At 60.6% G+C, this 14,749-nt stretch carries 11 protein-coding genes and 1 pseudogene; 6 read left to right on the forward strand and 6 right to left on the reverse strand.

Annotated features, from left to right (window positions below; translation table 11 throughout):
• Positions 1 to 292 precede the first annotated feature (292 nt).
• The 3 genes from HNR28_RS14315 to HNR28_RS14325 form a co-directional block, all read right to left on the reverse strand.
• The gene (locus tag HNR28_RS14315) at positions 293 to 1,213 is read right to left on the reverse strand and encodes a methyl-accepting chemotaxis domain-containing protein (protein ID WP_184142983.1); all 921 of its coding nucleotides are present in this window, start codon (positions 1,211 to 1,213) and stop codon (positions 293 to 295) included.
• A gap of 38 nt (positions 1,214 to 1,251) precedes the next feature.
• Complete coding sequence (locus HNR28_RS14320; RefSeq protein ID WP_170288422.1) at positions 1,252 to 2,016, reverse strand: DUF3944 domain-containing protein; 765 nt, start codon at positions 2,014 to 2,016, stop codon at positions 1,252 to 1,254.
• Positions 2,017 to 2,538: 522 nt separating this feature from the next.
• Positions 2,539 to 3,435 (reverse strand): flagellin N-terminal helical domain-containing protein, encoded by an 897-nt coding sequence (locus tag HNR28_RS14325; RefSeq protein WP_151023991.1) that lies wholly within the window; start codon positions 3,433 to 3,435, stop codon positions 2,539 to 2,541.
• A 219-nt stretch (positions 3,436 to 3,654) separates the two neighbouring features.
• Here HNR28_RS14325 and HNR28_RS14330 point away from each other — a divergent pair, with 219 nt between their 5' ends.
• Both HNR28_RS14330 and HNR28_RS14335 read left to right on the forward strand, forming a co-directional pair.
• A complete protein-coding gene (locus tag HNR28_RS14330) occupies positions 3,655 to 4,917 on the forward strand; it encodes a tyrosine-type recombinase/integrase (RefSeq protein ID WP_151023992.1) in 1,263 nt (420 codons plus the stop codon).
• 219 nt (positions 4,918 to 5,136) lie between these two features.
• Positions 5,137 to 5,988 carry a flagellin N-terminal helical domain-containing protein gene (locus HNR28_RS14335; RefSeq protein WP_043682731.1) on the forward strand — a complete coding sequence of 284 codons (852 nt, stop codon included), beginning with the start codon at positions 5,137 to 5,139 and terminating at the stop codon, positions 5,986 to 5,988.
• A 156-nt stretch (positions 5,989 to 6,144) separates the two neighbouring features.
• Here HNR28_RS14335 and HNR28_RS14340 read toward each other — a convergent pair whose 3' ends face one another.
• From HNR28_RS14340 to HNR28_RS14345, 3 genes and pseudogenes are all read right to left on the reverse strand, one after another.
• Positions 6,145 to 9,228: a glycosyltransferase gene (locus HNR28_RS14340; RefSeq protein WP_242404172.1), complete on the reverse strand. Its 3,084-nt coding sequence runs from the start codon at positions 9,226 to 9,228 to the stop codon at positions 6,145 to 6,147.
• Between the two features lie 171 nt (positions 9,229 to 9,399).
• Positions 9,400 to 9,774, reverse strand: a pseudogene (locus tag HNR28_RS18865) (glycosyltransferase family 2 protein); the annotation flags it as partial.
• 25 nt (positions 9,775 to 9,799) lie between these two features.
• Positions 9,800 to 10,468 carry a class I SAM-dependent methyltransferase gene (locus HNR28_RS14345; protein ID WP_043682734.1) on the reverse strand — a complete coding sequence of 223 codons (669 nt, stop codon included), beginning with the start codon at positions 10,466 to 10,468 and terminating at the stop codon, positions 9,800 to 9,802.
• A gap of 96 nt (positions 10,469 to 10,564) precedes the next feature.
• Between HNR28_RS14345 and HNR28_RS14350 the strand changes: the two genes are divergently transcribed.
• From HNR28_RS14350 to HNR28_RS14365, 4 genes are read left to right on the forward strand one after another with little or no spacing between them, the layout of a single operon-like run.
• The gene (locus HNR28_RS14350) at positions 10,565 to 11,716 is read left to right on the forward strand and encodes a DegT/DnrJ/EryC1/StrS family aminotransferase (RefSeq protein WP_277355900.1); all 1,152 of its coding nucleotides are present in this window, start codon (positions 10,565 to 10,567) and stop codon (positions 11,714 to 11,716) included.
• Positions 11,713 to 12,990, forward strand: coding sequence for an ATP-grasp domain-containing protein (locus tag HNR28_RS14355; protein ID WP_043682740.1), 1,278 nt, complete (start codon positions 11,713 to 11,715; stop codon positions 12,988 to 12,990). Before HNR28_RS14350 ends, HNR28_RS14355 begins: the two co-directional genes overlap by 4 nt.
• Positions 12,991 to 13,007: 17 nt before the next feature.
• Positions 13,008 to 13,466 carry an adenylyltransferase/cytidyltransferase family protein gene (locus tag HNR28_RS14360; RefSeq protein WP_043682743.1) on the forward strand — a complete coding sequence of 153 codons (459 nt, stop codon included), beginning with the start codon at positions 13,008 to 13,010 and terminating at the stop codon, positions 13,464 to 13,466.
• A 16-nt stretch (positions 13,467 to 13,482) separates the two neighbouring features.
• Positions 13,483 to 14,745 carry a CDP-glycerol glycerophosphotransferase family protein gene (locus HNR28_RS14365; RefSeq protein WP_151023993.1) on the forward strand — a complete coding sequence of 421 codons (1,263 nt, stop codon included), beginning with the start codon at positions 13,483 to 13,485 and terminating at the stop codon, positions 14,743 to 14,745.
• Positions 14,746 to 14,749: the final 4 nt, after the last annotated feature.

The following is a 14,749-nucleotide window of genomic DNA, read 5'->3' on the forward strand; positions in this document are numbered from 1 at the left end:
TTTACAATGAAATCAATGCGTTATCGATATTTCAGGGCCGACTAAGGCGGGTCTGGTCAGACCCGCCGCCCTCCGTCGAATGATGGCACTCAGGTGAGGAAATTTGCGTGACCCCAACAGAGGAAATCTGGAAGACCTTCGACATATGTCCTTGCCGACCGCCACGCCATCCGGATCAATGCGCAGATGCACGACGGCATCGGCGTGTGGCTGGCCGCCAAACGCCTGAACCAAGGCAAGTTTTTCTAGCCTGTACCCTGTTCGCCCCTTCATCGCCCGTTACCTGCTAAAGCTATACGGCAGTTTTTTCGGCTGCGATATTGGCTGCCTGCTTAAACAATAACATATGGTTGATAGGAGATTGCATCAGCTCCTGCAACTTGGGCTTGTATTCCATAAATACACGCTCACCTTGCTGGCCCAAGGCGCCAGTTATCATTTCACGGTGGAGTTGATTCATCAGTCTCTTATAACTATCCAGCACATGCTCATACTTCACAGAACCACTTCGTAAGATTAATTGGGCAAGGCGCGGCTTGCCAATGCGTGCTGCCAGTAAATGTTCCGTGTGCAGAGCACCCGGCAACACATCCACCAGTAGATGAATAAAGTCCAGCATCAATTTGAAATGCCTGCTCTCATTGCGCTCTTTGCTGCTGCTGCGAACATAGTTGGCAATATTATCCACTAAAGACGTAATATGATTTCGTTTGCCGCCAACTTCAGGCAACAGTTGCAAAGCCACACCACTAATTTCGTTAGCCATCGACCTATCTTGTAGCAAACTACGGGCGTATTCCACACTACCCATATAGTCGCCAATCTTATCCATATAGAACACTAGATTCTGTTCATGCTGAGATAGCGCAATCTCATCCACCGTGTCTTGGATCGCATCCAGTTTGCGTCCCAGATACTGTGTTTGTACCACAATAGCTCCGACCATCACCACGCTGCTTAACACCTGTGTCGCCATCAGCACGTTTTGCATGCTTTGCACGGCTTGGCTCATATTCTGTGTAGCCGACGCCACCGACTGCAACTGATCTATGATTTCCTTAGCCGAATCCGCCGAACGCTCTATGAATTTCAGATGCTGAATGATACCGGTCTTACCGCTACCCTGCGCCCAGTAAGCAACCCCGTCACAGATTACGGCTTTGCCGTTTTGCAAAGCTTCCAGCAAGGTTGCACTAATGGAATTTCCATCCAAGACCCATATCTTGGTTATCAAGTCGTTCAAATTATTAATCAAAACAAATCCCTTTCTAAATACTTCTTGCGCATATACGCAATTTGAATTACCGCAGGCATAGTCACACGATAGGCTGTACCAGAGAGCATGGGTATGGTCAACGCCGCGCCCAGCACCAGCGCAAACGGGCCAGCAAGCGTCGTAGCCCCGAACCTTGTGCCAATGAATTGCATTGCCATAGGCCCGACCATACGTGCACCTAAACCAACACCTAATGACGCCAGCAGGGCACTAGCCACATATTCATAGACCATCATGGCAGCTGCGCCACCCGTAGCCAAAGCAAGTCGCACTGGAGAAAGGCCAGTCACATCCTTGAAGCGCTCAATTAGATTGGCCTTTCGGAGAAACTCTTCGCGCTGCGCCTCGCTCATTTTTTCCCAAGCTTTATTCGCCAGAAATTCAATGTGTTTTTCTTCTTTCTGCACGATCTCCTTGTCTGCGTCTGAGATCTTGACACTTACACGCTCGCAGACATCATCCAGAATTTCTTCGTACAGCACCCCTGTGCCGCGGAAGAGATTGACCACCGAATCTCCACCATATAGCTGCAACTCACCGGCAACCACCTCCCAGCTCTTGACCCAACGCCGAGAATCCTCCAAGTGCTTAGTAAAGCCCGGGTCGGTCAGGATGCTACTGGTTCGGCGTATTTCACCATCTGTATCATAAATCAATATCTGCGCCAGATTCGACACATCATCGTTGTCGCACATGGCCAAGAATTTTAGACCTGGATCATCACGGTATTTGATTGCCATAAAAATCTTATCCCTCTCATATAAAAGCATATTGCAAAGCGCTTGCTGATGCTGTCGGCAGTATCCGGTTCGCCCAGAGGGTTAAAAGCACAAGTACGAGCCAGACCAATCAAACGAACATCTATTGGGAACTACCGGGCGTCGTGATATGGGTCAGCGAATACACCGAAGATACACATGTTTTTATACCAGTCTCCTCATTGCCTCTTATGCAAAAACTCAACGCCTCCCAGAAAGATCTTCCCTAGGGAGAGGTCAACATGCCGTCCTCCAGGAGGCTAATGGCTATTGCCAGATCGAGGTCCATTCCTTGCAGATTATCCACAGCCTCATAGGATGTGGATTTTTCTGGATTTAGATTGATCATCAGCAAATGAGCAAGTATACCTTGCCCCACAACCAACTTCGATTCAAATGATATTTTTGACTTTATTCTTTGACATCTGGTTTCTTCCCGTAAAAAGCCCCCTGGAATTATATTCCAAGGGGCAGATGGTAATTTTCCGATTAAGAAAAATTAACTTAACGCAGCAGGCTCAGCATGGTTTGCGGAACCTGGTTGGCCTGCGCCAGGACGGCGGTGCCGGCCTGCTGCAGGATCTGGGCCCGCGTCATGTTGGACACTTCCACCGCGTAGTCGGCGTCTTCGATGCGCGAGCGCGAAGCCGTCAGGTTGGTGATGGTGTTGTTCAGGTTGGCGATGGTCGATTCAAAGCGGTTCTGGACGGCGCCCAAGTTGCTGCGCATGGTGTCCACTTTCTTGATGGCTGCATCAATGGTTGCAAGAACCGCATTGCCACTCGCAGTCGGTATGTTAACTGTACCGCTGGCATTAACGGCAATACCAGCGCCAGAAGTGATGGTAGTAGCGCCATCGAGCAGGGTAACGGCTCGTGCATCAGCGCCCTGAATTCGGATCACATCCATGTCGCGAGCACCGACCTGAATGGCCAGACCTTCTCCGGCTCCCGAGGCGATCGAACCATTCAGAACGAACACGCCGTTGAATTCCGACTTATTGGCGACGCGATCGATTTCTTCAAAGCGCTGCTTGATTTCGGCATTGATGGAGGCAATATCATCACTGGAGTTCGTGCCGTTGTAGGCTTGGACCGCCAGTTCGCGAATGCGCTGCAGGTTGTTATTGATTTCGTTCAGGGAACCTTCCGTTGTCTGCGCGATCGAGATGCCGTCGTTGGCATTGCGGGCGGCTTGCGTCAAGCCTCTAATCTGAGCCGTGAAGCGGTTGGCGATAGCCTGACCGGCGGCGTCGTCCTTGGCGCTATTGATGCGCAGTCCAGAGGACAGGCGTTCGATCGCGGAACCCAGAGCGGACTGAGACTTGCTCAGATTGTTCTGGGAGACCAGAGCGAGGTAGTTAGTGTTGATAATCGTTCTGCCCGAATTTCTCCGAACCAATCACCATCCATGGATACATTTTGTTTCTTTGAGAGGGAAATCTATTGAGAAAATGCCCGACACAAGCCCCTTGCAAAGAGCTCCCGTGTATGGAGATGTGTATACCGTTGTGCTGGCTTATATCATTGATAAATAAGACATTTCGTACAAATACACTGATCCGGGGAAAAAGCAATGTGTATATATCTGTGTGCTCTTTTGTAATGGAGAAAGCAGCACATGGCTCAGAACCTTCTATCCACCCGCACGATCAACTCCGCCAAAGCGGCTGGCAAACCCTATCAACTCCGGGACGGCGGCAGCCTGTTCCTGTCGGTACAACCCAGCGGAAGCAAGCTCTGGCGCTACCGCTACCGCCTGAGCGGCAAGGCCCAGGTGTACGCCATCGGACGCTATCCCGATGTCACTCTGGCTCAGGCCCGTCGGGAACGGGACCGCGTACGCGACCTGATCCTCCAAGGCATACACCCCCTATGGGAGCAAAGGCCCCGCACGCATGACGAGCCGCCCGCGCCTCCTTCGTTTGAAGCGGTCGCGCGCGCCTGGCTGGCCGCCAACCCGCAATGGAGTCCGGGGTACTCCCGCCAGATACGGCGGTATTTTGAAAATGACATCCTTCCCGCCATCGGAACTGTGGCGGTCGCCGACCTCACCCCTACGCACATCCGCGCGCTCATCGCATCGATCGCGGATCGCGGCGCCCGCTGCGCCGCGCTGCTCGCGCAGCAGTGGACATCCCAGGTCTTCTCCCACGCCATCTTGCAGGGGCTGCGCGAGGACAACCCGGCCAGCCTGCTCAAAGGCTTGGTCAGGCGGCCGACCGTGCGCCACCATCCGCCGCTCGGCTGGTCCGACATCCCGGAATTCTTCCAGCGCCTGGACGCCTGGGACGGGCATCCCGACATCGCCATCGGCCTGCGCCTGCTGGCGCTGACCTTCGTGCGGCCTTCGGAGCTGCGGCTGGCCCGCTGGCAGGAGTTCGATTTCGACAATGCCGTCTGGATCGTTCCGAAGGAGCGCATGAAGATGCGCCGGCCGCACATGGTGCCGCTCTCCCGGCAGGCCCTGGCGATGCTCCGCTCCCTGCGCGCCTGGTCCGGCCACGGCCCCACGCTGTTTCCCAACCGCCGGGACCCGGACGGCGTGCTTGCCGCGAGCAGCTTCAACCACGCCATCGGCCGCCTGGGATACGGCGGTCGGTTTTCCGCGCACGGATTCCGGGCGACTGCCACGACCCTGCTCGGCCTGCTCGGCTATCCCGACAAGCTGGTGGACCTGCAGCTTGCGCACCGCCGCCGGGACGCGTCCCGGGCGCCCTACGATCACGCGCGTTTCGTCGGCTCCCGGACACTCCTCATGCAGGACTGGGCCGACATCCTGAGTGCCCTGGCCGACGGCGAGCGGTATGCCCGCCTGTTCCAGGCATTCGGCCCCCTGTCGGAGCGCAGGACGCGGATGCTGAGCGTGATCGAGCGGGAATGATCCGCCCGCGGGAAGACGCCCGCGCCGCCTGGCATGCGGCTGCTTTCCGCCCTCGAAAGGACCCAGCCCGCCCCAGGGCGGCCCGGGGGCAAAAAAACTCGCGGACCGCCCTAAAGTTCCCTCGCCCCCCTCCGTTAACGGGGCAGAACAGGAGGTCACTCGGTTTGTCATCCTGGGCAAAAAGGGCGAATCCTTCGCCGAATCTCTTAGGAGTCTCTCATGGCTGTTATCAACACCAACTACCTTGCTCTGGTCTCCCAGAACAACCTGAACAAGTCCCAATCCTCCCTGAACTCCGCCATCCAGCGCCTGTCCTCGGGCCTGCGCATCAACAGCGCCAAGGACGACGCCGCCGGCCAGGCCATCGCCAACCGCTTCACCGCCAACATCAAGGGCCTGACGCAAGCCGCCCGCAATGCCAACGACGGCATCTCGATGGCGCAGACGACGGAAGGCTCCCTGAACGAAATCAATAACAACCTGCAACGTATTCGCGAGCTGACGGTCCAGGCCTACAACGGCACGAACTCCTCCGATGACCTGAACTCGATCAACGCCGAAATCAAGCAGCGCCTGGACGAAATCCAGCGCGTCGCCGACCAGACCCAGTTCAACGGCACCAAGGTCCTGAACGGCTCCGCCGCGTCCGGCATCGCCATCCAGGTCGGCGCCAACGACGGCGAGACCATCACGATCTCGGGCACCGACGCCCGCGTCAACACGCTGCTGAGCGGCACCTCCGCCATCAACTCCAACGGTCTGGTCATTACCGCTTCCGGCGGCGTGTCCTCCGTGGCCTCCGGCGCTCTGGCTGAAATCGACGCCGCCATCAACAACGTCGACAAGATGCGCAGCGACCTGGGTGCGATCCAGAACCGCTTTGAATCGACCATCGCCAACCTGAACAACACCATCACCAACCTGACGGCTTCGCGCTCGCGCATCGAAGACGCCGACTACGCGGTGGAAGTGTCCAACATGACGCGGGCCCAGATCCTGCAGCAGGCCGGCACCGCCGTCCTGGCGCAGGCCAACCAGGTCCCGCAGACCATGCTGTCCCTGCTGCGCTAATTCGCCAGACTGCATCGGGGCGGGTCCTACCCCGCCTCGTCCAGACTCCAGAAGCAGCAAAGCCGCCGGCTGTCATCCCTGGCGGCTTTTTTTCGTCTTCCGGCCTCGATGGGCCGGAGCCCTGGCATCCCTCCCCGCCAAGGCCTTCGCGCGCTCTCAGTCGGCCGCTGGCGCCACACCCCAGGCGCGGGCCCACTGATCCAGGAATTCGCCTTCCAGCATCCAGCGCCCCAGGACCGCATCGCGCAAGGCGTCGCCCTTGCGCGCCAGGGCATCGGGATCGGCCAGATGGGCGCGAATGGCCTCCATCCAGTCCTGGTGGCGGTTGCGCACCCGCGTCACGGGCAGGTCGCCGCGATACGGCTCGATGTCCGTGGCGATCGCCGGCACGCCGCAAGCTCCCAGTTCCAGCAGGCGCAGGTTGCTCTTGCAGCGGTTGAACTGGTTGGTTTCCAGCGGCACCACGGCCAGGTCCAGGTTGAGGCCGGCCAGCTTTTCCGGATACTGGCCGATCGAGACCCCGGGATGATATTCGCACTGCACGCCCTCGGGCTTCATGCCCATGAAGACCCACTCGACCTCGTCCCGCAGATCGTGGACGACCGAGCGGATCTCCGCCAGGTCGCCCGCATGGCTGACCCCGCCGGCCCAGCCCACGCGCATCTTCCGCCCCGCGCGGCGCCCGGCCGAAAGACCGCGCCACGAAGCCGGCGGCAGGCCATTCAGGGCCACGCGGATATCGCCGTGGTAGTCGGCATATTCCTCGGCCAGCACCGGCGTGGAAACCACCAGCCAGTCCACCTGCTCGATCGCGCGGCGCATGTTCTTGATCACGCCCTGGGGCAGCTTCTTGCGGTAGATGCTGCGCGTCGGGATGTTGGGCAGGTAATCGTCGAACTCCAGGACGACCTTGGCGCCGGTGATCTCGCGGTAGCGCCGGATCTGGGTCAGGATCCCCTCGTTCAGCCACGCGCCCTGCAGCACGATCACGTCCGGCTGGATGCGCGCCACGTCGGTGAAATGGAAGTCGCCCAGCTTGAGCCCGCCTTCCAGGCGCAGTTCGCCGGCCATGGCCTCGAAGGGGTACAGGATCCGGTAATGGCCGCAGCCCTGCCAATCCGCATGGGCCGCCAGCACCACGGGCAGCGGCCTGCCCGGCAGCGGCTCCTGGATCCGCGAAGCATCGGCGCTGAGGTCGAAGCCCGGCGAGCGCTTGCCGAAGGCCGGATGATAGTGCGGGTCGCGTGCCAGTTGTGGCAGCCACCGGTGATACAGCCGATCGCGCTGCGCGTCGTCGGGGCTGGCTTTCAGGCCGAACTTTTCGGTCAGCAGCCGGGTGGCGCCGCCCATGTGCAGCAGGCCGGTATCGGGCTCCAGCGCCAGCAGATATCCCGCCTGCGTCGCCTTCATGCACAGGTCCGCATCCGCGTAATAGACGGGGAAGGATGCGGCATCGAAACCGCCCAGTTCGTGGAAGACCTCCCGCCGCATCATCAGGCACGAGGCGCTGAGCGCGCTGACGTTCTGCTGGACGATCAGGCGGCCCATGTAGCCCTGCCGGTCGGAAGGCAGGCCCCGGAACGCCGCGCCGACGCTGTTGTCCATCCCCAGCACCTGGCCGCACTGCTCCACCCCGCCATCGGGCAGGTCCAGGCGCGAGCCGGCCATCCCCACCTCGGGCCGCAGCGCATGCCGCAGCAGGCGCTCCAGCCAGTCCGTCCGCGTGCGCGGCGAAAACTGGATGTCGTTGTTCAGGAACAGCAGCACGTCCCCGCGCGCCTGGCCGGCGGCGAAATTGTTCATGGCCGCGAAATCGAAGGCCTGCGGCCAGCGCAGCACGCGGATCCGGTCCGTTCCCATGCCTTCGAGCCCGGCGAGGAAGGCCACGGCATCGGGCTCGACGCTGCCGTTGTCCACGATCAGCAGTTCGTAATGGGGGTAGGCCGTGTGCTCCATCAGCCCTTCGACGCAGGCCCGCAGGACCGGCTGCTGGTCACGCGTGGGAATGATGATGGAGACCAGCGGCTGCGTGTCCAGCGGGTATTCGATGCGCTGCAGGCCGGGCGCCAGTCCAGGTCCGATCCGGGCCTCCAGGCCCATGCGCACGAAATGAGCCTGGATCACGGCGGGGAACCAGGCCATCGTCGCCGGATCGCGCACCCAGTCCATCAGGCTGCGCCCGCCCAGCTGCAGGACTTCGGGCACGTGCCCCACCACCGGCGGGCCGACCTGCTCCACCAGGCGCCAGATCAGGTCCACAGCCGCCAGGTCGGCGACCCGCTCGTCCAGTCCGCCCGCCGCCTGGATGGCCGCCGTGCTAATGACCGGATTGCGGCCGATATAGGGATAGCTGCGCAGGAGATCGACGTTGAAATCCGGCTTGAGCATCGGATTGACCGGCACGTCCGCTTCGAGGACGGCCTCGTCCGCGTACCAGACCAGGGGATCGGGCTTGCGCAGGCGGTATTCCCCCAGCGCCAGCGTCGCATGGGGCACCAGGCGGTCGCCCGCGTACAGGATCCACAGGAAGTCGGGCACGCCTCCCCGATCGATCCGGTCCGACAGCTGCCTCGTCCAATGGACCTGGCCGCGCAGCAGCTCGATGCCGTTGCCGGCCGCCTCGTCCGGGATGTCGCGGCCGATCAGCCAGACGCCATCGACGGGCCGATGCTGGGTGCCCAGGCTTTCCAGGGTCGCCACCAGCGCCTGCACGTCCGCGCCATCCGGCACGATCACGGCGGCGCCCAGGGTGCCGACATCCGGATTCGCCTGCAGCAGGGTCTGGATCGCCAGGATGCGGGCGGCCGAAGGCGCACGGTCGGCCAGCCATTCGGAAACGCCCCAGCTCTTGATTTCCTCTTTCCGGACCAGAGCCTTGGCCCGGTCGCGGATGCGCGCCCCCAGGTTGATCGGCGTGAAGCCTTGCTTTGGATCGTTCAGGGGCCTGATGCGAACGAGATGGTTGTTTTCGGAGCGGTACCAGCCCAGCTCGCGGATCATCCGCCGGAAGTCGCTATGGCCTTTTTCTCCGATCCCGGGCTGGTCGCGGCCCTTCTGGCTGAATTGTTCTCTCGAGACGCGGAAAGCGGAATAAGGCTGATGCAGCAGGGCTAGGTGGCCGCGGCGCAGCAGCTTGATCGTCATGGCCAGATCGCCGACCCACTCGATATACTGGCCGCCCAGCTTGAGCAAACCGCGATGCTCCACGACGATGGGATCATAATCGTCCCGACGGAACATGATCGAGGAGGGCTCGCCAATGAAATTCAGCGTGACGTCGCCCAGGAATGAAACGGCATCCTTTCCATGAATGACGACGTCCTCGTCGAACAGAGGAACCGTTGCAACGCTGTCGGGCAGTCTTTCGCCTTCCTCGCCCACCAGGAACCGGCGGGATCCGACCACGGCGACGCGCGCATCCTGCGCCAGGACCTCCACGAACCGGGAAATCATCCCGGGCAGCAGGACATCATCGTCGAACAGCGGCTTGATATACTTTCCGCGCGCCTTCTGGATGCACGAAGACAGATTGCCCCCGCCACCCAGGGAAGTTTCGTTTCTGCAATACCGAAAATTATCGATCCGCCTGTCTTCGACGAGTTTTTTGAACAGGTCGAAAACGTCCTCGGTGGGGCAATCGTCTCCCACCACGATCTCGTAATCCGAAAAATCCTGCGCCAGCAGGCTGTCGATTGCCGCCTGGAGATATTTCGACCTGAATGCCGGAATCACCACGGAAACCAGGGGAGGACGCTCGCTTCGAGACGTTTCAAAATCCATTGCCATCAATCCATTTCCGGTAAGCGTTGAATCACATCTTCTGGATCAGGTAGCTGTTCTCGAATCCGCGAACGGATCCCAGGACATTGAATCCATTGAAATATCCCCCCGCGCGCAGCAGATCGACCGCGGGCCCGACCTCCGGACTGTACCGGACGTCCATGTAGTCGTCGAACACGATGAATCCCTGGGAAACCACGCTGGGGGAATACAGCAGAAAATCCAGCAGGACATTCCTGCCCTCATGCCCGCCATCGATATGCAGCAGCGCCACGCTGGGGGAAAGATCGTAGTACCGCTCCGCGCACAATTCGGAGAGGCCTCTCAGCACGACGGCATTCTGGAACAGCAGGTTCCTGTAATGGCTGAATTCCTCGTACTGCTTCGGCAATGCGAAGGGATCGATCCCGATGATTCTTCTTTCGTGATTGCACGCCTCGTTCATCAAGGACAGCGATTTTCCCTTCCAGACCCCGATTTCGACGATATCGCCCGGCAGATCGGCGATCAGCGCGCACAGATAGGCCAGCAGCCTGACCTGGTCGTGGAAAGAAAGCTCCTTGCGTTCCATCGCCTGATCCTGCGGCAACAGCGCCTGGGCGTGCTGGAAGCCCTGGCCGAGCAGATCCCAGACCGTGGCGACCATTTCATTCAATTGCGGATTTTCCAGGAGTTCGTACAGCTCTTTTCTGGTGATCATTTTTGTCCCTGAACGATCGAAATGGCGCCTATATTTCCAGGAAATCCGGTGAATTCCCGATCGGCCGATAGAGTAAGATCGGTACGGTTTCCCACAGTGCTTACGCGGCCCATCCGGGCACAGGACGACATGATCTCACAGCGCCCCGTTTTCGTCACCGAGCCGCACCTGCCGCCTTTGCAGGAATTCATTCCCTACCTGGAAAAGATCTGGGCCAGCAAACGCCTGACCAACGGCGGCCCCTTTCACGAGCAACTGGAAAACGAACTGGCGGCCTACCTGGGCGTCCGCCACCTCAGCCTGTTCGCCAACGGAACCCTGGCGCTGGTCACCGCCCTGCAGGCCTTGCGCATCGGCGGCGAAGTCATCACCACACCGTATACCTTCGCCGCCACCGCCCATTCGCTGCTGTGGAACAACATCAAACCCGTGTTCGTCGACATCGATCCGGACACCTGCAACCTCGACCCGGAACGCATCGAGGAAGCCATCACCCCCGCCACCACGGCCATCCTGCCGGTGCATTGCTACGGCCTGCCCTGCGACGTCGACCGCATCCAGCAGATCGCGGACGTCTACGGATTGAAGGTCATCTACGACGCGGCGCACGCATTCGGCGTCAAGAAAGACGGCGCGAGCATCCTGAACCACGGCGATCTGGCCGTCCTGAGCTTCCATGCCACCAAGGTGCTCAACACCTTCGAGGGCGGCGCCATCGTCTGCCCGGACGCCAAGATCAAGCAGCGCATCGACTACCTGAAGAACTTCGGCTTCGCGAACGAAGTCACGGTGGTGGCACCGGGCATCAACGGCAAGATGAACGAAGTCTGCGCGGCCATGGGGCTGCTGCAGCTCAAGCACATCGACCGGGCGCTGGAGATCCGCACGGCCATCCATCGGCGCTACCAGGAAGCCTTCAAGGACATCCCCACGCTGCGCATGCAGCAGGTTCCGGCCAACCTGGAATGGAACCACGCCTACTGCCCCCTGTTCGTGCATCCCGACCACCCCGTCGGCCGCGACGAACTGTACGCCCTGCTGAAGTCGCACCAGATCCACGCCCGGCGCTACTTCTATCCCCTGGTCAGCTCGTTCCCCATGTACCGCGGGCTGGCCAGCGCCGCCGCCGAACACCTGCCCAATGCCCATGCGCTGGCCGAACGGGTCATCTGCCTGCCCATCTATCCCACCCTTCAGACGGAAGACCAGGAGCGGCTGATCGGCATCATCCTGCAGACCGCCCGATGAGCAAACGCATCCTGGTCTTTCCCTGCGGCTCGGAAATCGGCCTGGAGATCCACCGGGCTCTGTGCTATTCCACCCATTTCGAGCTCATCGGCGCCTCCAGCGCGGACGATCACGGCCGCTTCGTCTACGACAATTACGTGGGCGGCCTGCCCTTTCACGACAGCCCGGATTTCGCGCCCCGCCTGGCCGAAATCATCCAGACGCATCGCATCGACGCCCTCTACCCGACGATGGACGCGGTGGCCGAAACGCTGCAGGATCTGGCGGAACGCCTGGGTGTGCGCGTCATCGGCAGCCCGGCGGCCGTCACCCGCATTTGCGCCTCCAAGACCCTCACCTACGACACACTGGACGGCCTGGTTCCGATTCCTGCGCGCTACCCCGACCTGGCGGCGGTCCCCGCCTATCCGGTCTTCATCAAGCCCGACCGGGGCTATGGATCGCGCCATGCCGCCCGCGCCGACGATGCCGCCGGCGCCGCCGCGCTGCTGGCCCGGCAGCCCGGCCGGGACATGCTGATCCTGGAATACTTGCCGGGACGCGAATGGACCGTCGACTGCTTCTCGGACCGCCACGGGGTGCTGCTGTTCCATGCGGTCCGGGGGCGCGACCGGATCAGCAACGGCATCAGCGTCCACACCTCGCCCAGCGCCGACTTCGCCGGACTGTTCACGGACTGGGCCTCGGCCATCAACGAAAAACTGCGGCCGCGCGGCGCCTGGTTCTTCCAGGCCAAGCTGGACGGCGCCGGCCAGCCCAAACTGCTGGAAGTGGCCGCCCGCTTCGCGGGATCGTCCGCCCTGCAGCGCGGCCTGGGGGTGAACCTGCCGCTGCTGAGCGCATTCGACGCCTTCGACTGGCCCGTCTCGGTCGCGGCCAACGACTACCCGATCGAACTGGACCGCGCCCTGGAAAACCGCTTCCGCATCCAGCTCGACTACCGGCACGTGTACGTCGACCTGGACGACTGCCTGCTCGTCAGGGGACGGCTCAACACGGCGCTGATCGCCTTCCTGTACAAGGCCATCGACGGGGGCTGCACGATCACGCTGCTGACGCGGCATGCGGACGATCCGCGCGAGACCTTGCGCCGCGTCCGTCTGGGAGCGATCTTTGACCGCATCATCCACATCACCGACGGCAGTCCCAAGTCGACTCATATCGATCTGCTGCCGGCCATTTTCATCGATGATTCGTTTCGCGAAAGAGACGCGGTGGCCCGGCACCTGGGCATCCCTGTTTTCGCCCCGGACATGATCGAAGCCCTGTTCTGAGAAGTCCCGAACCCGCCATGAAAACCGTCCTGACCTACGGCACCTTCGACCTGTTCCACATCGGCCATCTGCGTCTGCTGCAACGCCTGAGCGCCCTCGGAGACCGCCTGGTTGTCGGAGTCTCCACCGACGAATTCAACCATATCAAGGGCAAGAAGACCGTGGTCCCGTTCTCCGACCGGATCGAGATCATCCGGGCGCTGCGATGCGTCGATCTCGCCATTCCGGAAACGTGCTGGGAGCAGAAGGCCGAGGACATCAAAACGCATGGGGTAGCGGTCTTCGGCATGGGCAGTGACTGGGAAGGCCGCTTCGACGAGTTGAAGGCCTACTGCGAAGTCGTCTACCTGCCACGCACCGAAGGCATTTCCAGCACACACATCCGAAAAACGCTGAAGATCCTGGACCAGACGCATATCGGGGAGCTCAAGCAGGCACTCGACCTGATTTCCTCCATCATCGACCGCTTCGACTGAACGAGTCTCCCGTCCCATGATGCGGCTTCTATTCCCCCTGTTCCATCCGCTGTGGCGGCTGGTCGATTTCATGACCCCCAAAAGGGCGGATCACTGGGCCTTTGCGACGCACCACCTGCATACGAACCGTTTCATCGAGAATCAACGCGCGATGTTCGAGGCGGTCAAAAGGGACCCCGCCATCCGCAAGATCGTTTTCTACCGTGGTCAGACGCCCGACCTCCAGATAGAGGATGCCGTCCGGTACGAGGTCGTCAGGCATGGCAGCTTGCGAGGGTTGCTGTTGCTCGCGCGCTGCAAAGTCGTTTTCCTGACGCATTCGGTGTCCATGGACTACTCGCTTCGCTGGGAAGGCGGGCGATTCAGCATCCTGAAGCTGGCCATGGGCGCACGGCTGGTCGTCAATCTGTGGCACGGAATCCCCCTGAAGCGGCTGCTCTATGCGGCCAACGAAGCCACGTCCCGCCATACCGACCGGATGAAGTACCGGGTGGAGGAGAGGCGGGGCTATGCGGGGCTGATCGCTTCGTCCGACATCGACAGCTATGCCATGGCGGCCATGTTCTATCCCTTGAACTATCGTCAGATCTGGAGCACAGGCCTTCCGCGCAATGATTTTCTGACCCAGGCGGAAGAGCGGCTGCCCCGCTATATCCGTGATTCCCTGCAACTCATCCGCCGGAAGCGTCAGGCGCGCAAGCTGGTGCTTTATGCCCCAACCTACCGCCAGACGGCCGTCAGTGAGAGCGCGTGCTATTACCAGTTTTCGGACGATGAAATCGGCCGCCTGAAGTCCCTCCTGCGCGCGCGAGGCGCCGTCCTGGGATACCGGCCGCATTACTTCAGAAACAGCACGCTCTATTTCAACCTGGACCGCTACATCGACGACGAGCTGATATTCGACATGTCGCAAGACGCGATACCGGAATTCTCCGCTCTTGCCAGGGAATGTGATCTTCTGGTCACGGACTACTCCAGCGTCTATATCGAAGCGCTCTATCTTGACAAGCCCATCATCTGTTTCGGCTATGACATCGAGCACTACAAGGCTCACGAGGATGGATTGCTCTACGACATGGCGCTGGCATTCCCCGGTCCCATTGCGCAGGACTTCGACACCTTGATCCAGCGCATGGACGAGGCGTTGGGCCATGACGGCGAGCCCTCCCATCGGCAGCAACGGACCACCGCAAGAAGGATATTCTTCAAGTACAACGACTCGATGAACTCGGAAAGAGTCAGGCAGGAAATACTGAAGCGCCTAGAAAACCAGGCGTGAAACA

It is taken from the genome of Castellaniella defragrans, assembly GCF_014203015.1.
GTDB classification, from domain to species: Bacteria; Pseudomonadota; Gammaproteobacteria; order Burkholderiales; family Burkholderiaceae_B; genus Castellaniella; species Castellaniella defragrans.